The organism is Pseudodesulfovibrio sp. zrk46 (assembly GCF_012516435.1).
GTDB lineage: Bacteria > Desulfobacterota > Desulfovibrionia > Desulfovibrionales > Desulfovibrionaceae > Pseudodesulfovibrio.
On record NZ_CP051216.1, the window covers coordinates 1,600,818 to 1,623,086 of the forward strand.

A 22,269-nucleotide genomic window follows, 5' to 3' on the forward strand; every position below is an offset into this window, starting at 1 on the left:
CAAGGGGGGAAGGGGAGAGAGGGACAACCATTTTCAAATGGTTTCCCTCTCTCCCCTTCCCCCCTTGGCCGCCGGAGGCGAAAAAAAACAAAAATCCGGGCAGGACCATTTGGTCCTGCCCGGATTTTGCCGATGCGAGTCTCGTTTTGCCTTTACAGGGTGGGATCCATGGCTGAGGTCAGGAGCCGGGCGATGTCGTGGACATCGGCGCGGTACTTGCCTGAGCGCACTTCCTCCTTGAGGCGGGCGATCTTGCTTGCGCGGTCATTTTCTTCGTGCCTGATGCCCCTTTCGGACTTGGTGGCGTCGAATTCATCGAACACGCGTTCGGTTTCTATATCCGCCGCACTTACGGCACGGCGTTTCTCATAACCCTTCATTAACCCCTCCCTGGGTTATTGAAGTCAGTGGGAAGGATCTCCCAATCCTCCCCTGTCTCTCCCCATCCCGTTGCGGCAGCCTCCGTCCGCGTCCCTGCAGACAGCTTCTCCCGCAACCCGGGATGCGTGCGAACACTGAGTCCATCACTCGGTGCATCCGTTCGCGGTTGAACTACTTATCGGACGGTTCGGCAGGAATAGTTAGGCCTAAAGTCGCTTTTTCCCGAAATAGTTTTATCTGCAATATCAGCGCGTTGATATTTTACGATGAGAGAGGGTGGAGGAAAAAAGGTGCAGATTTATTGTGGAGCTAAAATACGTCATCCCCATGACAAGTCAGGGGAAAACGAGTTATAAGGCGTTCATGCCGGATATCCATCGCGTCTGCCTCATAGATACCAACCCGCTCATCGCTGCTGCCTTTGAAGAGGCGGGGTGCGAGGTCCTTCGTATTTCAACAGGTCAGACCCGTTTCTTTAACCTGCCTCCTGTGCTGGAGGAAAATGGTTTTGTGCCGGACATGCTCGTCCAGACCGAGACGCTGGCCAACCGGTCGCTGGTGGTCGGGCTGGATACGCTGGATTGCCCGACACTGTTCTGGGCCATGGACCCGCACCTGAACGCGTATTGGCACAGCGCATACGCCAACCTGTTCGATGTAACCTGTTCCACGCAGCGGAAGCTGTTGCCTCGTTTACGGGAGCAGGGTGCAGAGGACGTGCGCTGGTTGCCCATGTGCGGCCGTGAGCGCGGCTGGAAGGATATGGCGGACAGAGCGCACGACATTACATTTGTGGGGCGTGTCTCTGCTCATCGTCCGGCGCGTAAGTGGATGATTGAACTCCTTCGCTCCCATGGCGAGCAATATGACGTGGCGCTTGAGCACAGCCTGACCTATGGCGACATGCTCAATTTGTATGAGGACTCCCGTCTCGTTCCCAATGAATCCATCTTTGGTGAAGTCAATTTCCGTTTGTTCGAAGGGGCGTCCTGCGGCTGCCTCGTGCTGAGCCAGAATCTGGGAGATGAACAGGAAGCACTGTTTGAGCCGGGGCGTGAGTTCGATACCTATTCCGACGTGGTGGAACTGGATGACAAACTGCGCAGGTATCTCAAGAATCCGCGGTTGATGCAGACCATGGGCAGGGCTGCCCGTGAGCGGGTGTTGGCCGACCATCTTCCGAAGAACCGGGCGCAGAGTATGCTGGAGTTCGCGGCCGATGCGTCCCGTCGAAGGGCTACTGGCCCTGATGCCGAGAAGTGGCTCGCTCTGACCGCTGCCGCCATGTGGGAATCAGGGTTGTTGCCCATCCCCATGGGGGAACTGTTGGAGCGGCTCAAAAAGCTTGAGCAGGGGCCGGAAGTGGCTGCGGCGTTGCTGCAGGTGCAGACCCGCGCAGGCATGGACAAGGTCATGAAGGATAACCTGACGACCATCCTTGCCGCCGACTACTATGCGGATTCTCCGGTTCTCAACATGGCGGGCTCCATGGCCTCACTGGCAGTGGAGCATTGGGACGGCGCCAAGGCATTCTGGTATCGCCACCTCAAGACCCTGTCGGGGCGCGATCCGCAACCGCCCACTGAACCGTGGCAACTGCTGACGTTGTGGGCCAAGGACCTCAAGCGCCGGGATCAGATCATTCGGGCGGGCTTCCCCTATGACCCGAATGCCCATCTCCCCAAGGTGGCCACGGACTGCCTCATGCTTATTCTCAAGGATATGCCGGAACATCTGCCGACCCTCAGGCTGCTCGACACCATGCTTCGCCCTGTGGTGGGACTGGAGCAGGCCCGTGTGGGGTATCTGTCCATCCTCACCCTGCATGAGCGCAATGACTGGCGACTCGCCTTTGAGATTGCATTGGCCAACCTCAAGTCCTACCGCCTCAAGTCCGGAATGGAGGAACTGCACGTGGCCCGCGAGATCGCTCGCCAGCAGGGACAGGAAGCAATGTTCGCCAAGGCATTGGCTGCTCGAGATGAGAGCGGTCTGCTCGCTGCCCGATTGGGCTAGACTTTTCTATATCCCAAAAAAAGCAACCCGGCTGACGTGTGATCGACAGCCGGGTTGCTTTTCTCCTTTGGGCAATGATTAGAGCTTGGACTTGAGTACGATGTCCGTGATGGGACCGCGGGAACGATCGCCCTTGAGGACCATGTGGGCGTAGTTTTTGTAGCCCTTGAGCTTGCGCACGGTCCAGTTGAGACCGTTGTTCGCTTCGTTGAGGTAGGGGTTGTCCACCTGTCGGGTGTCGCCGAGGCAAATGCACTTGACGCCTTCGCCCATGCGGGTGAGCAGGGCGCGGGTCTCGCCGCGTGACAGGTTCTGCATCTCGTCTACAATAACCACGGCATTTTCGATATTCATGCCGCGGATGAAGGCCACGGGCTGGACTTCGAACCTTTTGGGGTTGAGCTTGAGGTTGTCGCTTTCCGGGTCTGCCCAGATGCGGTTGCAGGGGCGGATGTCGTGCAGCTTGATGAGCAGGTCCTGAATGTACTTGACGTACGGCAGCATCTTTTCCTCGATGTCGCCGGGCAGGTAGCCCATCTTGGCGCCGATCTCCACCACCGGCTTGACCAGATAGATCTTGCGGTAGGGGTTGTCCTTGCGCTCCAGCATGAGATAGAGGGCCGCGGCCAATGACAGGAAGGTCTTGCCGTAGCCTGCCTCGGACTGGATGGACACCAGATCGATACCCTCCTGCAGCATGAGCTCCAGGGCAAGGTTCTGGTATATGCTTCTCGGCTTCACCCCCCATATCTCATGGGAGTAGCCGATGGCTTTGGGGCCTTCCGGACCAAAGAAGACCGGAGTGCCCGATTCCCAGCGGAAGCAGTTGTGAACAAGGTCGTCTTCATCATCCACGAATCCCGTGTAGCGCTGCGATTCTGACCGGAACGGGTCGGAGTCGCGATATTCCTCACTGGGAATGCCGAAGCACTTGGCCTTGATCTGCAGGATGCGGTCATTGGTGATGAGCACCGCGTCTTCGTGGCCGAAGTGAAGGGTTTCCTTGAGGATGCGATCGTCCATGACCGGATCGGTCAGGGTCTCCGCATAGTTGGGTGGGAAGATGTGGACGTCTTCGTCGTTGAGGATGGCGCGAACGGCCTGAGAGACGATGTGGCCGATGCGCGGGTCTTTTTTCAGTCCGTCCAGTTCGGTCAGGACTGTGTAAGGAATGTAGATCTGGTTTTCCACCCCGTTTCTCAGGGCGGTGATGCATTTCGGGTTTTCAATAAGGACGTTGGTATCGAGGACAAAGTGCTTTTGGGCCATAATCCCCCGTCCGGGTGTTGAAGTTGATTGCCTGGCATCTCCGATATTCAGCCTTGCGGCGGGAATCAGCGAATCAATCTCATTGGCACCTCCATGCAGGTTCCGGGCTTTTTCAACCCTTAATAGAACCATGAACAGTTTTCACGAAAAAGTCTAGATGTGATCTTGCCCCACGGCCGTATTGGCGTCATGTCAGCCAGGTGACGAAGTCGGGCGATCGTGAAATCGAGGAAACGGGCATACGTCAATTGCTATTATAACCTGCTTTACGCAGAAGGCCGGGGTGGTGTATTCTTGAGTTTCAAAAGTGCCATTCACTAGGGGAGAGTTACATGGCTGAGACTGTTCAAGGCATCATCTTCGTTCTGACCGATACACCCGCCATATATGGTTCCGAGATGGATCGCGGCGGCGTGCCGCCCGTATTCGTGCGCGATATCGATACACTTATCACCCGTCTGGCCGACGTCACCGTGGCCGGCATGGTGCTCGAAATTTCCAAGGTCATGAAGGCCGAGCGGAAAGACCGTGACCGGCTGTTCAGCTACTCCGGCACATTCCCTGTGCTGCGGACCAAGATAAACGCCCGTCACGGATACCCGATTTTTCTTGATTCCAAGGATAGCTTTTTCGCCAACCTTGAGGCCGTTGAAGGCAAACGAAGGCGTAGCCATGAACGCAAAAAGGTGACGCTGAGTTGCTCATTTTCCAGCGAAGACGATCCCAGTATGGCTCAGCCCATGGAAGCCACCATTCGGGATATCTCTTCTGGTGGGTGCTTCATCAGTACCGATCAGTTGCCCGACGGACAGCCCTTTCTTCATGTGTGCATCCCTGAGCTGGGCTGCAACCGTCCCATTTTTTCCAGTGTTCGCTGGACGCGCTGTGAAGGGGACGACAAAAAGCACTGTGGCATGGGTGTCTTTTTCATCGACATCGGTGATGAACAGGTCAAGGCCATCGAGGAATATCAGCCGTAACCCTGTCGCGTCATAGTTGGCGCCATTCCTGCGAAAACGTTACGCATCTCCTGTTGTTCCCACGCGTTAGATGGGGTAGGGTGCTGTTGTTTGATGTTTCAACAGCTCCAAGGAGATGGAAACTTGTTTTCCTTACGCACCATTATCCCGATCATAGCGGGACTTCTCATATTGTCCTGGACAGCCGTGGCTCCGGCCGCTTCCGAAGGCTTTTCCACCGGCTCCGGCCCCAAGATGTTCCAGCCCATGGAAACCTCTGCGTTTCCATCCCTTGAGTCGGCCATCCGAATCAAGGGGCCGATCACCTTTTGCGGCGAGTTCGTGCCTATTCATCTGCCCGAGGTGCGCGAGCGATTGGAAAAGGAATTGTTGCTCATGCTGTGGGACCGGGCACAGATCATTCTGTGGCTCAAACGGACTGGACGTTACTTCCCCTACATTCAGACTGCTCTCGACGCAGCGCGTATGCCGTCGGACCTGAAATACGTGGCGGTCATCGAATCCGCCCTCAAACCGCATGCCGGGTCCAGCAAAGGGGCGCGCGGTGTCTGGCAGTTCATCCCCGCTACCGGGCGCAAGTACGGGCTGACCGTAAACCGCTATATCGACGAGCGCCGCAACTTCCGTCTGGCCACCAAGGCTGCGCTGCAATACTTGAAAGACCTCAAGGAACAGTTTGGTTCATGGACGCTGGCCTGCGCTGGCTACAACATGGGTGAGTCCGGTCTGGAGAAGCGCATCAAGCATCAGGAAGTCAAGGATTACTACCGTCTGGACCTGCCCAACGAGACAGAGCGGTATGTGCTGCGCGCCATTGCGGCCAAGCTCATTCTGGCAGATCCCGCCCGTTACGGGTTCGATATGCAGCCCGGTGACTACTATCGGCCGCGCAAGTATGACCGGGTACGACTCAAGCACAAGTACAGTGCCCCCATCGTCATCGTGGCCAAGGCCGCAGGCACCTACTACAAGACCATCAAGGACATGAATCCGCAGTTCCTGAATCATGTCATCCCCGGTGGTGAGAACACGGTCTTCCTGCCCGAAGGAGCGGCAAAGGGGTTTGCCAAACGCTACCAGCCGCTCATCGAAAAGTACCGGAAACAGTTCAAGGGCAGGACCTACACGGTTCGTCGCGGCGACACGCTGACCCGTATTGCCCAGAAAAACAAGATTCCGCTCTGGAAGCTGCTCAAGCTGAACAACCTGAGCCGTAACAGCGTGATCAAACCGGGCCAGAAGCTGGTTATCATGAAGTAAGAAAGGCGGATAAGGGCCAAGGTTGTTGTCGATTCCCTTGATATGTTCATAGGGCCGAAAGCTCTTGGCAGGCCCTGATCAAAATTGTTGGTGGCTTTCCACACAGTTATAATTGCTACTTCTTTACTTTGGTTGCAGAGATAACGTAGGGCCTTGTCTCTGAATATAAACCCTCCTGTTGCGTGAGGTTAAGAGTAGTAATGCCGATACGGTACGACGCGGAAAAAGTGGAAGACTACCTGCTCGTTTCTTCGAGCGGTTCACCCGCGTCCGCTGAAGAGATGTTCGCCTATATTCAGCAAGTCTATGCCGAAGTCCTTGAGAGAGGGCTCGAAAAGTTCCTTGTTGATGAAACCCGCGTGTCTGTTCATCTTGATTTTCATAAGGCCGCAGTCGCTTCCCAGCCTGTTCGCAACTCAGCAGCAGACCGCAAGCGAGTCCGTGTGGCCGTTGTCTGTGCCCCGCACAGTATGCAGCTCTACCGTCATTTGCAGGAGCTGGCCAATTCCACGGGGCTCTTCAACTCCAGAGTCTTTGACGACATCGAAGCCGCCAAGCTGTGGCTGACCTATACTCCTTCCCGGTAGTTTGCGTATTCACCTGTAATCAGGCCTTATATTTTTTTCATTGCCCAAAAGAAAGGACATTACTCCTGAGTGAGTAATGTCCTTTTTCAGTTATGTCGTCGCGAAACTACAAGACTAGTGCTCGCCATACCAGAGGAGCAGGAAGAAGACGGCGACTACTGCGCCCATTTTCAGTCCCACCATGAGCTGTTCTTTGAAAGAGCGTTCCCTGGGGGTGTAATCGATTTCCGCTGCGGACGTGGCTTTGTCCATACGCATAGATATTCTCCGTTGTACGAATGTTAGAATCTGGCCGTTGGCTGGATGCCCCGGCAACAAGAGTAGGAAGTGCTAACTGATCGTAGAAGACGGAGGGGCCCGAATGGGTGTGGCCTTGGGCGGCGTCTGCGGGACAAGGTGCTGAACTGTTCCGCAGGGAAAGGACGCGGTGAGCGCGGTGAAGTCAATGGAGACCTTGCCGGAAGCCAACGCAAAAGAGGATTCTTCGTCGAGGTGTGTGAAGCTGGGCTGTTGCGTAGGCTCGGTGGATTCAAATGCCGTCTCGAGAATCCCCGAAGCGAATTGGGCCGATGGCGCGCAGTGGTCTGGTGAGTTGCTGTCAAACAGCGCAGAGCCTGCCATGAACGGCAGGAGATAGAGCATCAGCAGCAGGGAGACTGCTCGCGACGATATCTTACATACTCTGTTATTTAACATGTTACGCAGGGGTTGGCTGTTTCGTTTTCAAGTCCAGACAAGTACGATGCAAGGATGACGCGTCGAGCTTGGCCGTGTGTGAAAGTACGCCCTCAATGCCGTTTGTCAATGGCTCCGTTTCAGCCATCAAAAAAAGGCCTCCGACGAATCGCCGGAGGCCTTTCCTGTTTGTGTTGTGCTCAGAACTACTTCTTGGTGTCCACGTACCAGCCGCTGGACTTGGTCAGCAGCTCCTGCACGCGGCCCACGAGAGCGTGGGGATCGGTGAGGTAGCCTTCCAGCAGCAGGGCGGACTCGAACAGCTGGTTGGCAGCCTGATCGATGAACGGGTCGTTCTCGTCCTGTTCGAAGATGGTGAGCATGTTACGCACCAGAACGTGGTCCGGGTTGATCTCCAATACCTTCTTGGGAATGGAGTTGTCCTTGGAGACCACACGCATGATCTTGTCCATGGAGGAGGTCACGTTGCCGTCCGGGTTGGACAGGCAGACAGGGGAGTTGGAGAGACGCTGGGATGCCTTGACCTCGGTCACGGCGTCGCCCAGCACGTCCTTGATGCGGGTGATCAACTTGTCCAGGGTGGACTGCTGGTCATCGGACAGGGCTTCCGGCTTCTCTTCCTCTACCAGAGATTCGAACTTGTCGAGCTTCTCCATGTCCGCATGCTCGGCAGCGGTCAGGGTGTAGCCTTCGTAGTCGCGTACGGCGTCCATGACGAACTCGTCGATGGGCTCGTAGAGGTAGAGGACCTCGATACCCTTGTTGCGGAACACCTCGAGGTGTGGGGACAGGCCGAGAGCCTCGCGGGACGGGCCGTAGGCGTAGTAGATTTCCTTTTGGTCTTCCTTGGCACGGGAGATGTAGTCCGCGAAGGAGGTCAGGCCCTTGGCGTCTTCGGACTCGGAGGAGTTGAAGCGCACGAGGTTGGCGAACTTCTCCTTGTTGAAGAAGTCCATGTATCCGGCCTTGAACAGATTGCCGTGGGCGTGCCAGAACTCGTCGTAACGCTCAGCATTGTCCTTGGCCATCTTGTCGAGGTGGTTGAGGACCTGCTTGACCAGCGTGGAGCTGATCTTGCGCATGAGCACGTTGTCCTGCAGGGTCTCGCGGGAAATGTTCAGGGGCAGGTCTTCGGTGTCTACCACACCCTTGACGAAGCCGAGGTACTCGGGGAGCAGGTCCTTGTTCTGCTTCTCGATGAGCACGCGGCGGACGTACAGGTCGATGCCGCGGTTGTCGCGGTTCATGCCGAACGGATCTTCATCGCTCTTGGGGATGAACATGAGAGCGTTGAACTGTACCGGCGCATCCACGGAGGTGTGCAGGGTGTCGAACGGGTCCTCGGAGTCGTAGGTCAGAAACTTGTAGAATTCGGCGTACTGCTCGTCCTTGATCTGGAACTTGGGCTCGCGCCACAGGGCAGTGACGGTGTTGACCTTCTCCTCGCCCACGTAGATGGGGAAGTTGATGAAGTTGGAGTGCTTGTTGATGATGGTTTTGAGGGCGGCGTTGTTGGCGAAGCGGGGCTTCTCGTCTTCCAGCAGCTTGACCTCGATCTTGGTGCCGCGGGGCAGGTCTTCGTCCAGTTCCTGCAGCTTGTAGTCGGTCTTGCCGTCAGAGGTCCAGGTGATGGCCTTGCTGCCTTCCTCCATGGAGCGGGTGGTGACGGTCACTTCCTCGGCAACCATGTATACGGAGTAGAAGCCGACGCCGAAGCGGCCGATGAGGGAGTCGAGGGATTCCTTGCCCTCGGCAGCCATGCGGGTCAGCTCGGCAGTGCCGGAGTGGGCGATGGTACCGATGTTCTTCATCAGCTCATCGCGGGTCATGCCGACACCGGTGTCGGTGATGGTCACGGTGCCGGCGTCTTTGTCGGCTTCAACGCGGATCTCGGGGGTGACATTGTCCTCAGTACCGTCGCTGGTGGCTTTGAAGCGGGCCTTTTCCAGCGCGTCAGATGCGTTGGACACCAATTCGCGCAGGAAGATTTCCTTGTTGGTGTACAGGGAGTGGACCAGGATATCGAGAAGCTGGCTGACTTCAGCCTTGAACTTGTGGGTGGTTTTCTTGCCCATTGTGTTGAACCTCCGTGGCGGCATGGCCCCATGCGGCAAAGCGTGGAGCAGGCCGCACTGCTGTTTTCAGTACGTAAAAAAAGTCCTACTATGACACCTGCGGACCGCACCCGGCTGGGCATGGTCCGCAGAATATATGATTGAGAGTGTGTGTAGGGGGAATCAGACCCCGTGGACACGGAGTCTAAGTAGATACGGATTTGATCTTGTCAAGGAGGTACTTTTCCATTTCGCGGCGATCCTTGCGCAGACGGATCATTTCCGCTTCCATGACCTTGAGCTTTTCACGCAGATATTCGTTTTCGCTGCGGAGCATTGCGGTCTCTTCCATGGTGGTGGTGATGCGGGTGGCAGCCTCTTCCAGTCCCTGCTTCACCTCGGCCACCTCAGGGCCGCCTTCGCCGCCGCCTGCCATGACCGAGCGGATGCCTTCGGACACGGATTTGGCTATCTCAAGGCCGATGGTTGCGGCCATCTGCATGGCGGGCTCCATGGCAGCGCCGCTCATCTGAACCGGGGCCACGCAGCCGTCCTGCGGCATGGCGTCGGCCTGAAGTGGGTAGGCCTGGGAAAGCTGGTCCATGACGTCGCGGGCGGTGTGCCCTTCCTTGAGCAGTCGGGAAATGGTGGAGAATACTTCCACCGCCTCCGGCTTGAACCGTTTCTGCCTGCCGCGTCCTACGCTGGGCAGGTGCTGGGCAAACCGGTTCTTCCAATAGTGGACGGTGGATTCGGGCAGTTCGAGTTCGCGGGCGATTTCAGCCACAGAAAGCACTTTCTTGCCAGTCATCATTCATTCCCCCAAATGAAAAGTTGTCACACTTTGTTGTTCTTCATTGGAGTACAGAAAAAAACGAATCATCTCAATAGAAAAGTTGATTTATCTTACTTGATTTACTGATTTTTTAATTAAGATAAGGGTAGATAAGGTTGTAATTCTTAACTTTTTCTAGACTTTTGCTAATGGTGCAAATATCCTCACATTGCCTATTTGGTGTCAGATCTTTATTGAGATTATCTATTTAACAAATAGATTCGTCCTATAATATACAATCCAAGTCCGTCCCGGATCATCCCCGGGCGGCCTGGAGGATCATGAAAAAAATCTTCACTTCCAAGCTGTTGTACCTCGCTCTTCGCATCGCCCTTGGCGGCGTATTCGTATACGCCGGACTGTCCAAGATCACTGATCCGGATGGTTTTGCCATGGCTATTGACGGCTACGGACTGGTTTCGTGGCGGATAGCCAACCTGCTGGCCCGGGTGCTGCCGGTTGTCGAGATCGTCTCCGGTCTCGGCTTGATTTTCGATGTGCGGGGTGCCTTGGGGATGATTGTCGCACAGTTGTTGGGGTTCGTATGCGTGCTCGCCTACGGCATCCACATGGGACTGGACGTGGATTGCGGCTGCTTCGGTCCGAACGACCCCGGTGCAGGGGAACCTGGTGGACTGTGGGGGACGCTGATCCGAGACTTGCTCATGCTCGGAGCCTGTCTGCTCATGTACTGGCAACGCCGGATTGCGGGATTTGTTCCGCGCTCTCTGGTGCGACGCACATCCCCCAACTAACGGAGTGATACTCTCATGAAAAAAGTTCTCTTTTCTCTCTTGGCCTGTTCCATCCTCCTCGCCGGCTGTCTCGGCGGTGAAGACAAATTCGCCCGTGAAGTCGTCAAAGAACAGGAAGCCGTCAAGCTCGCCAAGGAAGTTGTCCGCGGCGGCTACGAGCTCATCACTGTTGCTGAACTCAAGGATCTTCAGGACAAGAACACCGACATGGTTATCGTCGACACCATGCCCTACGATGCCAGCTACGTGAAAGGTCACGTTCCCGGTGCCAAGCAGTTCCTCTTCCCCATCAAGCTGATGACTTCCTGGGACACCAACGAGACCGCAGACAAGACCCAGGCTGAATACGCCGCCCTGCTCGGTCCCGACAAGGACAAGCTCATTGTAGTCTATTGCGGTTTCGTCAAGTGCGGCCGTTCCGACAACGGCGCCTACTGGGCCACCAAGATGGGCTACACCAACGTCAAGCGCCTGCCCGGCGGCATCTACGCATGGAGGGGTGCCAGCTACCCCGTAGCCGAAGGTGCTGACGGTTAGTCATCGCATTATCATCAGATCATCAAAGCAAAGGGACCTTGTCTGCATATGTGGACAGGGTCCCTTTTTTCATTGCCTTCTATCGTCCTCTTTCGCCCTTGTGTGGTTCCTGATAGAATCGGGGTATGAAGAGTCGCGACATTTCACTGGATAACGCCAAGGGATTGCTCATCCTGCTGGTCCTGTTCGGGCATCTCGCTTGGCCGGTGCCGAGTGTCTCGGAGTCTGCCGATACATTCTATTTGTTCGTGTACATCTTCCATATGCCCATGTTCGCCCTGGTTTCCGGTTACCTGTCCCGGGCAGAGTGGAGCTATAGGCTTCTGGGAAAGAGCGTTAAACGTCTGCTGCTACCATATGGCGTCTTCATGGCCATTCAATGGGGAATCATGCTCCTGCAGGGCAAGGAACCGTATTCCATTACGGAAGGGCACTTCGGGCTCTGGTTTCTCTTCAGCCTCTTTTGTTGGCGCATGGTCCTGCCATGGCTGATGCGCCTGCCACGACCGTTTGTCGTGTCCATTCTGCTGGCGCTTGCATGTGGCATGTTGCCGCAGCTCGGCTTGGAATTCAGTCTGGCGAGAACCATCAATTTTCTGCCGTTCTTTGTCGCGGGACACCTGATGCGCAGTCGCGGGATTTCCCCTGCTTACGCTGTTGGGCGTCCGGCCGCTATCGTGTTTATTCTCTTAGGTGTTGGGGCTGCGGTCTTTATCGCCCGGTACAACCTTCACATGCTTCTCTATGGGGCGTTCTCCTATTCCGCCATGGGCATGCCGCTTTCTGCCGGGCCGCTCTTTCGTGTCCTGCAGCTCCTGCTCGCCTTTGGTGTCGGGCTGGCTGTCCTGTCCCTGATCCCGAACAGGATCAGTGCGCTGACACGGTTCGGCACGCAGTCATTACATATCTACCTGTTGCACACCCCGTTGCTCGCTCTCTACCGGGCCTGGCCCGCGGCCTATGAGGCCATCGGTGACGCGCCGCTGCTGATGCTCCCCATGGCATTGGTCGTTTGCTGGGTGTTGTCTTCTGACGTTGTGGCAAGGGTTACACGTCTGCTGGTTCAGCCTCTCTAATTCCATTGTCAGGGCAAAGAAAAAGGCCCCCCGGATTGCTCCGAGAGACCTAAGGGGATGGTGTTGTTGGTTCGACTTACAGCACGTCTTCGGGTTTGACGGCGTCGATGCCGAAGGCTTCGCCGACTGCGGGGCAAGTGAGCTTGCCTTCATAGGTGTTGAGGCCGAGCGCCAGACCCGGGTCTTCGCGCAGGGCGTCGATGCCCTTGGCGGCCAGACGCATGGCATAGGGAGCCGTCTGGTTGACCAGGGCGAAAGTGGAGGTACGCGGTACAGCGCCGGGCATGTTGGCCACACCGTAGTGGACAACGCCGTCTACAACGTAGGTGGGGTTGTCGTGGGTGGTGGCTTTGATTGTCTCGACGCAACCGCCCTGGTCAACCGCGACGTCGACGATGACGGAGCCTTCCTTCATGTCGGCGAGCATGTCCTTGGTGATCAGGTTCGGGGCCTTGGCACCGGGGAGAAGGACTGCGCCGATAACGAGGTCGGCCTTCTGGATCATGTCGCGGATGTTCGGCTCAGTGGACATCATGGTGGTGATGCGTCCCTGGAACACGTCGTCAAGGTACTGGAGACGAGCGTGGGAGAGGTCCAGGATGGTGACGCGGGCACCCATGCCCATGGCGATGCGGGCGGCATTGGTGCCGACCACGCCGCCGCCGATAACGAGAACTTCAGCGGGATAGACGCCGGGGACGCCGCCGAGCAGAATGCCACGGCCGCCCTGGGTCTTTTCAAGATAGTGTGCGCCAACCTGCGTGGCCATACGACCTGCGACCTCGGACATGGGAGTCAGCAGGGGCAGGGTGCGGTCGTGAGACTCGACGGTTTCGTAGGCGATACCGATGGTGCCGGCGTCGAGCAGAGCCTTGGTCAGGTCTTCTGCGGCAGCCAGGTGCAGGTAGGTGAAGAGGATGAGGTCCTTGCGGAGATACTGGAATTCAGAAGGCAGCGGCTCCTTGACCTTGATGACCATTTCGGCACCCCAGGCTTCTGCGGCGGTGACGAGCTTGGCGCCAGCGGCGGTGTATTCCTCGTCGGTCAGGCCACTGCCTAGGCCGGCTCCGGCTTCGACCAGCACTTCGTTGCCCTGACGGACCAGGGATTCAACCGCGCCGGGGGTCATGGAAACGCGGTTTTCCAACGTCTTGATCTCTTTTGGGATACCGATAATCATCACTTCACTCCTTGAAAAAAGTCTTTGGGATAAGGGTTATTCCTGAAATTCTTCCATTACGGCGTCAGGCAGGCAGATCCACTTGCGCCGGGATTTCATGACAACAAAGGATTCACTGGAGTTGATGCCGCCCACTTGGGACAGATCCTTGTCCAGGAAGTCGTAGAGGTCTTTAATATCGTCGGATATGATGATCTCGACGATCATGTCGTAACGGCCGGTGACAACGGCGCACCAGTTGACGCGGGGAAGTGCGCTCACCTGATCCAGCTTTTCGCCCAGTTGCTCATGGCTGTTGACGGTGATACCAACAAGGGCAACGGTCAGCCCTTTGGCCTTCATGGGGTTCACCAGCCCGGCGATCTTGAGTGCGCCAGCCTTGATCAGGTTTTTCATGCGGGAGCGAACCGTGGGTGCAGTCACTCCGATCTCTTCCGCAACCTTGCCCGGAGATAGTTGTCCATCACGGGTCAGGGCTGCCACCAGTCGTTTGTCGTTTTGATCCAAAGTATTCTTCATTGGTGTCTCTCTCTTCTCGATTCTTCGATTCTGAAAATCAAGATGAGCACTTTTTATCAAATAGATAAAAATTATGTCAATGATTTTTTCTTAAGGCAAAAAGAAGAGGCCGCATCCCATGTGCAATTGGGATGCGGCCTTCTCCTGGAGAGGGTGTTTGTGGGGGAAAATCAGTCTATTGGACGAGTTGCCATGAACCGTCAGGCTGGCGGTATGCCTTGGCGTAGACAGTCTCGTATTCGCCGTTTGCCATGCGGGCACGCAGGGTGACGTCTCGTTCCACGCGTCCATCATCGTATTGACGAGCAGGCTCAGGAATCGCCTCATAATAGGTCTGGGTGTCCGGGTTGGTCCACGTAGTGGCCTGACCGGAAGGCGTGGTCTCCAGCGCACTGGCAACCTGCGTCTGGTCGTACTTGTCCATTTCATTACCCACGATGTAGCCGACCAGCATACCCGCTCCCGCGCCGATGGCGGCACCGGAGACCTTGTTCTTGAAGGTCAGCGCGCCCACGGTGGCGCCAGCCAGTGTGCCGAGAGTGGCAGCGTTCTGGGCGGTAGTGGTCTTACAGGCTGTGAGCAGGGCCAGCAGCATCACGATAGCAATCATATTCTTCATTGGTGTTTCCTCCTGATGGTTGGTGGGGCCAACCCTTGAAATCTTTGTCTTATAAGTAGCAACGGGCGTGCCGAGGAAAGGTTGACTGGAATTGTTGATATTTTTTTGATGGATACCAATTCAACCCGCATGTGATGAAAAATATTGCGCACCACAATGCAAAAAAAGGGTACTAGCTGGGCGCTGGAACGCAAAAAAGCCCCTGCCGGCAATCGCTGGCAGGGGCTCATTCTGTTGGTGTTGTGATCGACTATTTGCCGAAGGGGCACTTGGGGAAGGAGCAGGTCTTGCAGGTCATGCAGAAACCGCCTTCGCCAAGTCGGGCGAGATCCTTGCGGGTGAGTTCCTGTCCGGCGAGGAGGCGGGGCAGAACGATGTCAAAGGCCGTGGTCTTGTAGAAGAGCGCACAGGCCGGGACACCGATGATCTGGGCGGACTTGATCTTGCCCACCAGAGTCATGGTGCCGGGCAGCATGGGCACGCCGTACAGGTCGTTGGCAAGGCCTGCATCGATCAGCGCAGGGCGCGTCACGTCATCAGGGTCAACGGACATGCCTGCTGTGGTGATGATGAGATCACACCCGGCGTCGAGCATGGCGTTGGCTGCGCTGGTGATGGCCTCGCGGTCATCGGGCACGATGTCGGATTTGAGGACTTCGGAGCCGAGCTTAATCACCTTGGAAGTGATGATAGGCACGAACTTGTCCTCGATGAGCCCCTGGAAGACCTCGGTGCCGGTTACAAGGATACCGACCTTGGCCTTGCGCAGCGGCTGAATGGACAGAACCGGGCCGTGGCCGAGGGCGGTGAGGGCGCGGTTGAACTTGTCTCGTGAAATGTAGAGCGGAATGGCACGGGTTCCGGCAACGCCTTTTCCTTTGGGGATGAGCGCACCGTCGTGACGTGTGGCGAGCATGACATCCGGCGTCAGGTTGAACCGGGCGAGCGCTTCGAGATCGATGGACAGGAGCCCTCTTCGATCAGCAAAGAAGTTGATCTTGCCCTCTTCTGGGTTGTCATCATAGGAGATGCCTTCACCTGCAATACGGGAAGCAAACGCCTTGACCGCTTCGTTCTCATGTACCCACTCGTCGCCGGGCAGAGATTCTTCATCATAGACATTGTATTTGCCGATACGCTGCAAGCGGCACACGTCGCCGATATCAAGGGTGTCTCCAGCCTTTGCAATGGGGCCTTTGGATTCACCCGGCTCAATACCGGTCATGTCGTGAACGACTTTCTTGCCCACGGCTTCCTCGACGGGAACGGCCTTGAGGTCAGGAACGTCTGCAGCGCATTCCATGCCTTCCATGACTTCATATGGATCTTCTCCCTGACAGCCGCGGCAGATGGAGCCGTCCGAACCGGGATACGCTTCTCCACAGACAGGGCAGACATCAATGGATGTCATGTGACCATGACCGAGATACTTCTTGGCGATCTTGATGGGGCGAATGGAGCAGATGGTGTCGCCCGCCTCTTCGATCTCGGCGAAGAGCTTGTCCGTGTCCTGCTCGGCCTTGGGCTTTTCCTTCATGAACCAGCCTTTGATTTCAGGCCAGTCCTCGAGCTTCTTCTGGTCGATGGCCACGCGGAAGCCCTCGCCCGTGAACTTGTCATACAGGGACACGGCATAGCGACCCAGCAGTTTGATCTTCATCCAGTTGTTGCCGATTGAGCAGAGCGTCAAAAGCTGCACTGCATCAGGCAGACATTTGCCGGATTCCACCATGGCCTCGAACAGGGTGCCTTCAGGAATGCGTTTCTTGGCAGCCTCTACCATGTAGCCGCCGATCAGCAGTCCCGGCGCCGGATATCCATGGAAATCCTTTGCCTTCTGCTTAAACTCTTCAAAAGTGTATTCGCCGATGTTCATATCTGCCTCGTACTTGAGTTGGTAAAATACCCCATAGGGGTATATTGGCGCTTCGTTCACGTCAAGGAAAAGGACTATGCCACGGTCACGCCTTGGGTGCAATTATTCCAATGCAACGGAAGGTAAACCAGAGAGCTGTGGTGGGGAAATATGCATGTGAAAGGCCCCCGCTCCAAGTGGAGCGGGGGCCTTAGTGTTGCCGGTAGGCCTAGCGAGGTGACGTTTGTGGCTAGGCTATGGCTGCCGAATTAGGCCTCGGCGGGAGCCTCTTCTGCTGCTTCCTCTTCGCAGGTGCAGTTGTCCTTGGGACAGCCGCACTCGAGGGTGCAATCGCAGTTGTCTTCAGTGGAACAGCCGCAGGGCAGTTCCTGGGAGTGACCCATTTCTTCTTTAACTTCCGTTGCAATCTTGAACAGAACGGTCACAACGAGTGCGCCCAGAGCGTAGATCATCATGGAGACCATTAGCTCCTTACCGGTGGGCCAGTAAGGGGTGATGGTATCGAACGGGGTGGGGTTGAAGCCACCGATGAGCAGGCCCAGGCCCTTGTCGATCCAGGTTGCGATAACCAGGATAACCAGGGTGTAGGGGAGCAGCTTGAGGTTGTTGCGGAGCTTCGGAGTCACCAGCAGGGTGATGGCGATCGCAGCCATGCCGATGAAGGTCCACATCAGACCGACCAGTTCATGATGGCCGTGTTCACCGGCGAACAGGTACACGATGGAGTGCATGTGGCCGGGGATGTTGGAGTAGAAGGCGGTGAAGATTTCCAGGGCGAAGAAGAACATGTTTACACACATGGCGTAAGCAATGATCTTCACCAGGGTCTTCAGAGCGTTCTTGGGCATCTTGAAGGTGGTGAACTTTTCAGTTGCCATCATGACGAGCAGCAGGATCGCAGGACCGGAGCAGAACGCAGATGCCAGGAAGCGAGCAGCCAGAATGGCGGTGAGCCAGTAGTGGCGGCCGGGCAGACCCTGGTACAGGAATGCGGTCACGGTGTGGATCGAGAAAGCCCAGATGACGGACGTATAAATGAAGGGCTTGAGCCACTTCGGATGCGGCAGGTTGGCGCGGTCTGCCTGGAGGCAGGTCCAACCGACGAGCAAGTTCAGGAACAGGTAGCCGTTGAGAACGATCATATCCCAGAACAGAATGGAGTTCGGAGTGGGATGGAAGATCATGTTCATCATACGGGTGGGCTGCCCGATATCCACGATGATGAAACCGAGGCACATAATACATGCGGCGATTGCCATGAATTCACCGAAGATGACCATGTGCTTGTTGGTCTTATAAGAGTGGAAGTAGTTGGGCAGCACGATCATGACGCCGGAGGCAGCCAGACCGACCAGGTAGGTGAACTGGGAGATGTAGAAACCCCAGGACACGTCACGGCTCATGCCGGTGATCTCCAGACCGTTCATGATCTGGTCGACCCAGGCGGTGAAACCGATGCCAATCAGGACCAGGAGGAAGCCAATCCAGGCGTAGTATCTCTTGGAACCTTTGAGAGCTAATTCAAGCATTCTGATTCCTCCTAAATCACGTAGTAGACACAGGGCTCGGTGCCTGCGGCAGGTTTACGACGAAGGGTGAACCGCTCGCGCAGCACCTTGCGGACCGGGGATTCGGGATCGTAGAGATCGCCGAACACGATCGCGCCTTCGGAAGCCTCGACACATGCAGGCATGTCGCCGACCGCCAGACGTTCCACACAGAAGTTGCACTTTTCGACAACACCGCGCATGCGGGTGGGGAACTTGGGGTTCAGGTTGGCGAGGTCCAGGTTCTTACGAGGTTCGCCCCAGTTGAAGGAGCGGGAGCCGTAAGGACATGCGGCCATGCAGTAGCGGCAGCCGATGCAGCGGTGGTAGTCCATGGCCACGATGCCGTCAGGGCGCTTGAAGGTCGCCTTGGTGGGGCAGACACGCACGCAGGACGGGTGCTCACAGTGGTTACACAGGAGCGGGTAGTGACGATGGTGCACTTCTTCTGCCAGATGCGGGTTTTCCTGCTCGGGGAAGGTGTGCGGGTAGATGTCGGACCAGAGCCACTTGACTTCCTTCTTGCCGGTCAACTCGGGAACGTTGTGGATCTTGTGGCAGGAGTCTGCCAGCTTTGCGATCTCTTCCTCGGAGTGAAGCTTGGTGGAGTCGATGACCATTGCCCACTGCTTGGCATGGAGGCCCTTGGGATTTGCTTTGACCGGAGAGTGGCCACCGGAGGAAGCCATTGCCTTGGGGGCAACAGCCAGACCTGCAGCGGCAACAGCGGCCAGCTTGATGAAGGCTCTTCTGTTGTTCTTCATTATTTCAAACCCTCCGGCTGTGTGTGGCAATCCCAGCAGTAGGGAGAGACACCGGCATCAGTGTGGCACTTGTCGCAGAATTCTGCCTTGTTCGTGTGACACTTCATGCAGGTATTCTGCAGGCTGATGACGAACTCTTTGCCGTTGTGGTTGGTGTAGATGCGCTTGCCGTCACGCAGGGCCCAGTCACGCCACTGGTCAAGGAGAACCATGTGCTGTTCGCGCATGAATTCCACTGACTCAATGCATTCCTTTTCGCCTGCGGGAAGCTTAACCTCGGGCTGCTTGTAGGTCTTACCGGTGCCGAGCGCAAAGGGAGCGCACAGCAGACCGATGAAGATGACGAGCCCGGCGATGATGGGGAAACCGTAGTGCATTTTCATATCCGTCTCCTACATGTTCGGGGGAGTCCAGTCGTCGTCCTCATCCTCGTAGCCGGGCAGTGCTTCCATGCGCATATCCATGGTACGCTCTTCGCCTTCTTCGAGAATCAGAGCGTTGGCGACCAGCTCGTGAGTTCCGGTGACGGTTACGCCAGGTGCCCAGTAGTCGGCCAGCGGGATGAGCGTGGCGCGGTCAATGGCACAGATACAAGCCAGGGTGTTCACGCCGTGCTTGTCCTGGACGTACTTCAGGGCGTTGCCGCGAGGCAGGCCGCCGCGAAGACGGATTTCCAGGATTTCTTCGGTGTTCAGACCGGAACCGCCTGCGCAGCAGAAGGTCTGCTCACGGGTGGTGCCTGCCGGCATCTCGAAGAAGTTGTTACACACGGCCTTGAGCACGTAGCGCGGCTCGTCCAGCAGACCCATGCCTCGGGCGGGGTTGCAGGAATCGTGGAAAGTGACGCGCAGGTGATCGTTGCGGCTGGGATCAAGCGGCAGCTTGCCGTGCTTGATGAGGTCAGCGGTGAACTCAGTGATGTGGACCATCTTGGTTGCAGCAGCGGTGTCGAAGACGGTGCCGGTGATCGGGTTGACCGGAGTGGTCATTTGATCGCCCTGCAGGTCTGCGTTCATGGTGTCCATGTACTGATGGACAACGCGCCACATGTGGCCACACTCGCCGCCGAGAATCCACTTACAACCGAGGCGGTTGGCTTCGGCGTACATCTTGGCGTTGAGCTTCTTCATGGTTTCGTTGTTGGTGAACGAACCGAAGTTACCACCCTCGGATGCATACGTGGACATGGTGTAATCCAGATCCAGGTAATCGAAGAGGGTCAGGTAGCCCATAAAGGTATAGATGCCCGGATCGGCGAAGGCATCGCCGGACGGGGTGATGAACAGGATGTCGTGGCCCTTCTCGTTGAGGGGAGCCTTGACGCGACGGCCGGTGACTTCCTCGATGTCGTCAACCATGAAGTCCACGATGTCCTTGAAGGCGTGGGGCTGAATACCGAGGTGGTTACCGGTGATGTTACAGTTGGAGACGGGCTCCATGATCCAGTTGGTGTTGAGGCCAACCAGGTGCATGAGCTCGCGTGCCATCATGGTCATCTCTGCGGTGTCGATGCCGTAGGGGCAGAACAGGGAGCAGCGACGGCACTGGGTGCACTGGTAGAAGTAGATGAACCATTCTTTCAGGACATCTTCTTCCATGACGCGGGAACCGGTCAGCTTGGTCAGGATCTTACCTGCCAGGGTGAACTCGCCGCGGTAGACGGAGCGCATCAGCTCGGCGCGGAGAACAGGCATGTTCTTCGGGTCACCGGAACCGATGAAGTAGTGACATTTGTCAGCACAGGCGCCGCAACGGACACAGATGTCCATGAACAGCTTCAGGGTGCGGAACTTGTCGAGGCGCTCGCGGAAGCCGTTGACCACGATCTCTTTCCAGTTGGAAGGCAGTTTCCAGTCTTCGTCACCGGGGGACCATTCGCGGGCTTCGCCCCACAGACCGGGAAGCTTCGATTCCATGTACTGAATCTTCTCGGGCTTTGCGGGGTAACACCAGTTGCCCGGCGAGAAGTCCACCGGGGTCTCCATCCAACCAGTGGTCGGCGGAGCATAGTCTATGCTTTTGAAAAGCTCATCAGCTTTAGGCATGTCGGACATATTTCTTCTCTCCTAAATAAAGAAGTATCACCTAGGGAGAACCCTAGGCCTCTTCCGGGGCCTTGCCGTTATCCGGATTGTCGAGGGGGAGGCCGGCTTCAGCCATGGGCACGCCGAATTCCTTCTCGTAGTCCGCATAGGCATGCGGCTTGATGTCCGGGTTCCAGGGATTCACATGGTGCTTTGCACGGGTGTCGTTGGGCATGTTTCTGGTGGGAGACATGAAGACGCCCGGCATGTGCATGAGCTTGCTGAAGGGGAAGTAGATCATCAGCACGCTGACCAGGAAGACGTGAATGAAGAAGGATACGCTGATGGTTTCCGGGACCACGTAGCTGAACGTGACCAGACCCATGGTGAGTTCCTTAATCGCGATGACGTCGACCTTGGCGTAGTAGCGCATGTAAATGCCCGACAGAGCGACGGCCAGGATCAGGAACAGCGGGAAGAAGTCCGATACATACGAGATGTAGTTGATCCGGGCGTTGATCAGTCTGCGGCCGAGCAGCAGGAGCACACCAGCGACAAGACCGGCATCGGCCATGTACATGGTGGGAGCACCAATCTGCAGGATGCCGTCCACGAATTCCAGGCCGTTCACAAAGAAGGGAACCGGCTCAAGGAAAAGGCGGAGGTGGCGCAGAGCGACAATGAAGAAAGAATAGTGGAAAATGATGGCGAAGAGCCAAAGCCACTTGCTGGACTTGTAGGCGACCACAGGGCCGTCTTTGGTCTCATGCAGGGACACCTCAGTGTTGCGGAACAAGGAGCGGAAAGCAAAGACTTCCAGAACCATGCGCACAAAGGTCTGAGCGCCGGTCTGAGGACAGTCGTACTTGTTCTGCTTGAACAGCTGGGGGTCAAAGGATTTGAACTGACCACCGGTTGTGGGGATACGGAACGGCACAGCACTCCGGCCCCAGTTGATGACTTTGCTCGCAAAGCCAATAATGAAGATGATGAACGCCGTCACGGGGATGCAGACACCGAAGAAAGTCTTCATGTGCGCTGCGTCCACCCCGAACAACGGGATCAACACCAGGAGAAAGACGAACAGAAGTGAGTAAAGAGCATTCATCTACCGTCACCTCGCTTGAATGTTGGACCTGCCGGGTCTCACGCCGGGAGGCCTGCCACTTTCGGTACGAGCCGCGAAAGATTGTGTTCCTATGATAAATCAGTCAGATGCGTGGGTTCAATTCCGATATGTACCCCCCGGTACCAAACCCGATAAAGCCCGACTCCCTATACCAACACAACCCCG

General features: G+C 56.5%; 22 protein-coding genes. 7 read left to right on the forward strand and 15 right to left on the reverse strand.

Annotated elements, in window-relative coordinates; all coding sequences use genetic code 11:
• Positions 1–152 precede the first annotated feature (152 nt).
• On the reverse strand, positions 153–380 hold the full coding sequence (locus HFN16_RS07255; protein WP_168890121.1) for a flagellar biosynthesis anti-sigma factor FlgM: 228 nt from the start codon (positions 378–380) through the stop codon (positions 153–155).
• 364 nt (positions 381–744) lie between these two features.
• Here HFN16_RS07255 and HFN16_RS07260 point away from each other — a divergent pair, with 364 nt between their 5' ends.
• A complete protein-coding gene (locus HFN16_RS07260; protein WP_247648469.1) occupies positions 745–2,397 on the forward strand; it encodes a glycosyltransferase in 1,653 nt (550 codons plus the stop codon).
• Positions 2,398–2,475: 78 nt separating this feature from the next.
• On the opposite strand, the gene HFN16_RS07265 is transcribed toward HFN16_RS07260, so the two are convergent.
• Positions 2,476–3,666 carry a PhoH family protein gene (locus HFN16_RS07265; protein WP_168890122.1) on the reverse strand — a complete coding sequence of 397 codons (1,191 nt, stop codon included), beginning with the start codon at positions 3,664–3,666 and terminating at the stop codon, positions 2,476–2,478.
• Positions 3,667–3,998: 332 nt separating this feature from the next.
• Between HFN16_RS07265 and HFN16_RS07270 the strand changes: the two genes are divergently transcribed.
• From HFN16_RS07270 to HFN16_RS07280, 3 genes are all read left to right on the forward strand, one after another.
• Positions 3,999–4,646 (forward strand): PilZ domain-containing protein, encoded by a 648-nt coding sequence (locus HFN16_RS07270; protein ID WP_168890123.1) that lies wholly within the window; start codon positions 3,999–4,001, stop codon positions 4,644–4,646.
• Between the two features lie 123 nt (positions 4,647–4,769).
• Positions 4,770–5,906: a lytic transglycosylase domain-containing protein gene (locus HFN16_RS07275; protein WP_247648470.1), complete on the forward strand. Its 1,137-nt coding sequence runs from the start codon at positions 4,770–4,772 to the stop codon at positions 5,904–5,906.
• A gap of 200 nt (positions 5,907–6,106) precedes the next feature.
• On the forward strand, positions 6,107–6,493 hold the full coding sequence (locus HFN16_RS07280; RefSeq protein ID WP_168890124.1) for a hypothetical protein: 387 nt from the start codon (positions 6,107–6,109) through the stop codon (positions 6,491–6,493).
• 114 nt (positions 6,494–6,607) lie between these two features.
• Here HFN16_RS07280 and HFN16_RS07285 read toward each other — a convergent pair whose 3' ends face one another.
• The 4 genes from HFN16_RS07285 to HFN16_RS07300 form a co-directional block, all read right to left on the reverse strand.
• A complete protein-coding gene (locus HFN16_RS07285; RefSeq protein WP_168890125.1) occupies positions 6,608–6,751 on the reverse strand; it encodes a hypothetical protein in 144 nt (47 codons plus the stop codon).
• A 72-nt stretch (positions 6,752–6,823) separates the two neighbouring features.
• The gene (locus HFN16_RS07290) at positions 6,824–7,189 is read right to left on the reverse strand and encodes a hypothetical protein (protein WP_168890126.1); all 366 of its coding nucleotides are present in this window, start codon (positions 7,187–7,189) and stop codon (positions 6,824–6,826) included.
• 185 nt (positions 7,190–7,374) lie between these two features.
• Positions 7,375–9,264 carry a molecular chaperone HtpG gene (gene htpG / locus HFN16_RS07295; RefSeq protein ID WP_168890127.1) on the reverse strand — a complete coding sequence of 630 codons (1,890 nt, stop codon included), beginning with the start codon at positions 9,262–9,264 and terminating at the stop codon, positions 7,375–7,377.
• Positions 9,265–9,448: 184 nt separating this feature from the next.
• Positions 9,449–10,054: a MerR family transcriptional regulator gene (locus HFN16_RS07300; protein ID WP_168892288.1), complete on the reverse strand. Its 606-nt coding sequence runs from the start codon at positions 10,052–10,054 to the stop codon at positions 9,449–9,451.
• Between the two features lie 305 nt (positions 10,055–10,359).
• Between HFN16_RS07300 and HFN16_RS07305 the strand changes: the two genes are divergently transcribed.
• The 3 genes from HFN16_RS07305 (at position 10,360) to HFN16_RS07315 (ending at position 12,446) form a co-directional block, all read left to right on the forward strand.
• Complete coding sequence (locus tag HFN16_RS07305) at positions 10,360–10,833, forward strand: MauE/DoxX family redox-associated membrane protein (RefSeq protein ID WP_168890128.1); 474 nt, start codon at positions 10,360–10,362, stop codon at positions 10,831–10,833.
• Positions 10,834–10,848: 15 nt separating this feature from the next.
• The gene (locus tag HFN16_RS07310) at positions 10,849–11,370 is read left to right on the forward strand and encodes a rhodanese-like domain-containing protein (protein WP_168890129.1); all 522 of its coding nucleotides are present in this window, start codon (positions 10,849–10,851) and stop codon (positions 11,368–11,370) included.
• A gap of 125 nt (positions 11,371–11,495) precedes the next feature.
• Positions 11,496–12,446, forward strand: a complete 951-nt coding sequence (locus HFN16_RS07315; RefSeq protein WP_168890130.1) for an acyltransferase family protein — start codon at positions 11,496–11,498, stop codon at positions 12,444–12,446.
• A 76-nt stretch (positions 12,447–12,522) separates the two neighbouring features.
• Here HFN16_RS07315 and ald read toward each other — a convergent pair whose 3' ends face one another.
• From ald to dsrM, 9 genes are all read right to left on the reverse strand, one after another.
• Positions 12,523–13,626 (reverse strand): alanine dehydrogenase, encoded by a 1,104-nt coding sequence (gene ald, locus HFN16_RS07320; RefSeq protein WP_168890131.1) that lies wholly within the window; start codon positions 13,624–13,626, stop codon positions 12,523–12,525.
• A 36-nt stretch (positions 13,627–13,662) separates the two neighbouring features.
• Entirely contained in the window at positions 13,663–14,145 is a 483-nt protein-coding gene (locus tag HFN16_RS07325; protein WP_168890132.1) for an Lrp/AsnC family transcriptional regulator, read from the reverse strand.
• A 175-nt stretch (positions 14,146–14,320) separates the two neighbouring features.
• Entirely contained in the window at positions 14,321–14,764 is a 444-nt protein-coding gene (locus HFN16_RS07330; protein WP_168890133.1) for a glycine zipper domain-containing protein, read from the reverse strand.
• Between the two features lie 250 nt (positions 14,765–15,014).
• Positions 15,015–16,640, reverse strand: a complete 1,626-nt coding sequence (locus tag HFN16_RS07335; RefSeq protein WP_168890134.1) for an FmdE family protein — start codon at positions 16,638–16,640, stop codon at positions 15,015–15,017.
• Between the two features lie 248 nt (positions 16,641–16,888).
• On the reverse strand, positions 16,889–18,169 hold the full coding sequence (dsrP, locus tag HFN16_RS07340; RefSeq protein ID WP_168890135.1) for a sulfate reduction electron transfer complex DsrMKJOP subunit DsrP: 1,281 nt from the start codon (positions 18,167–18,169) through the stop codon (positions 16,889–16,891).
• An 11-nt stretch (positions 18,170–18,180) separates the two neighbouring features.
• Positions 18,181–18,951 (reverse strand): sulfate reduction electron transfer complex DsrMKJOP subunit DsrO, encoded by a 771-nt coding sequence (gene dsrO / locus HFN16_RS07345; RefSeq protein ID WP_168890136.1) that lies wholly within the window; start codon positions 18,949–18,951, stop codon positions 18,181–18,183.
• Positions 18,951–19,328 carry a sulfate reduction electron transfer complex DsrMKJOP subunit DsrJ gene (gene dsrJ, locus HFN16_RS07350; protein WP_210772255.1) on the reverse strand — a complete coding sequence of 126 codons (378 nt, stop codon included), beginning with the start codon at positions 19,326–19,328 and terminating at the stop codon, positions 18,951–18,953. Before dsrJ ends, dsrO begins: the two co-directional genes overlap by 1 nt.
• Before the next feature lie 15 nt (positions 19,329–19,343).
• Positions 19,344–20,996: a sulfate reduction electron transfer complex DsrMKJOP subunit DsrK gene (gene dsrK / locus HFN16_RS07355; protein WP_247648496.1), complete on the reverse strand. Its 1,653-nt coding sequence runs from the start codon at positions 20,994–20,996 to the stop codon at positions 19,344–19,346.
• Positions 20,997–21,048: 52 nt separating this feature from the next.
• A complete protein-coding gene (dsrM, locus tag HFN16_RS07360; protein WP_168890139.1) occupies positions 21,049–22,083 on the reverse strand; it encodes a sulfate reduction electron transfer complex DsrMKJOP subunit DsrM in 1,035 nt (344 codons plus the stop codon).
• Positions 22,084–22,269: the final 186 nt, after the last annotated feature.

Coding starts and splice junctions, on each gene's coding strand:
- dsrM (WP_168890139.1), bottom strand. CDS start 22,083: ATGAATGCTCTTTACTCACTTCTGTTCGTCTTTCTCCTGGTGTTGATC.
- HFN16_RS07280 (WP_168890124.1), top strand. CDS start 6,107: ATGCCGATACGGTACGACGCGGAAAAAGTGGAAGACTACCTGCTCGTT.
- HFN16_RS07300 (WP_168892288.1), bottom strand. CDS start 10,054: ATGACTGGCAAGAAAGTGCTTTCTGTGGCTGAAATCGCCCGCGAACTC.
- dsrK (WP_247648496.1), bottom strand. CDS start 20,996: ATGCCTAAAGCTGATGAGCTTTTCAAAAGCATAGACTATGCTCCGCCG.
- HFN16_RS07290 (WP_168890126.1), bottom strand. CDS start 7,189: ATGTTAAATAACAGAGTATGTAAGATATCGTCGCGAGCAGTCTCCCTG.
- HFN16_RS07255 (WP_168890121.1), bottom strand. CDS start 380: ATGAAGGGTTATGAGAAACGCCGTGCCGTAAGTGCGGCGGATATAGAA.
- HFN16_RS07305 (WP_168890128.1), top strand. CDS start 10,360: ATGAAAAAAATCTTCACTTCCAAGCTGTTGTACCTCGCTCTTCGCATC.
- HFN16_RS07270 (WP_168890123.1), top strand. CDS start 3,999: ATGGCTGAGACTGTTCAAGGCATCATCTTCGTTCTGACCGATACACCC.
- ald (WP_168890131.1), bottom strand. CDS start 13,626: ATGATTATCGGTATCCCAAAAGAGATCAAGACGTTGGAAAACCGCGTT.
- htpG (WP_168890127.1), bottom strand. CDS start 9,264: ATGGGCAAGAAAACCACCCACAAGTTCAAGGCTGAAGTCAGCCAGCTT.
- HFN16_RS07315 (WP_168890130.1), top strand. CDS start 11,496: ATGAAGAGTCGCGACATTTCACTGGATAACGCCAAGGGATTGCTCATC.
- dsrP (WP_168890135.1), bottom strand. CDS start 18,169: ATGCTTGAATTAGCTCTCAAAGGTTCCAAGAGATACTACGCCTGGATT.
- dsrJ (WP_210772255.1), bottom strand. CDS start 19,328: ATGCACTACGGTTTCCCCATCATCGCCGGGCTCGTCATCTTCATCGGT.
- HFN16_RS07330 (WP_168890133.1), bottom strand. CDS start 14,764: ATGAAGAATATGATTGCTATCGTGATGCTGCTGGCCCTGCTCACAGCC.
- HFN16_RS07260 (WP_247648469.1), top strand. CDS start 745: ATGCCGGATATCCATCGCGTCTGCCTCATAGATACCAACCCGCTCATC.
- HFN16_RS07325 (WP_168890132.1), bottom strand. CDS start 14,145: ATGAAGAATACTTTGGATCAAAACGACAAACGACTGGTGGCAGCCCTG.
- HFN16_RS07265 (WP_168890122.1), bottom strand. CDS start 3,666: ATGGCCCAAAAGCACTTTGTCCTCGATACCAACGTCCTTATTGAAAAC.
- HFN16_RS07335 (WP_168890134.1), bottom strand. CDS start 16,640: ATGAACATCGGCGAATACACTTTTGAAGAGTTTAAGCAGAAGGCAAAG.
- dsrO (WP_168890136.1), bottom strand. CDS start 18,951: ATGAAGAACAACAGAAGAGCCTTCATCAAGCTGGCCGCTGTTGCCGCT.
- HFN16_RS07285 (WP_168890125.1), bottom strand. CDS start 6,751: ATGCGTATGGACAAAGCCACGTCCGCAGCGGAAATCGATTACACCCCC.
- HFN16_RS07310 (WP_168890129.1), top strand. CDS start 10,849: ATGAAAAAAGTTCTCTTTTCTCTCTTGGCCTGTTCCATCCTCCTCGCC.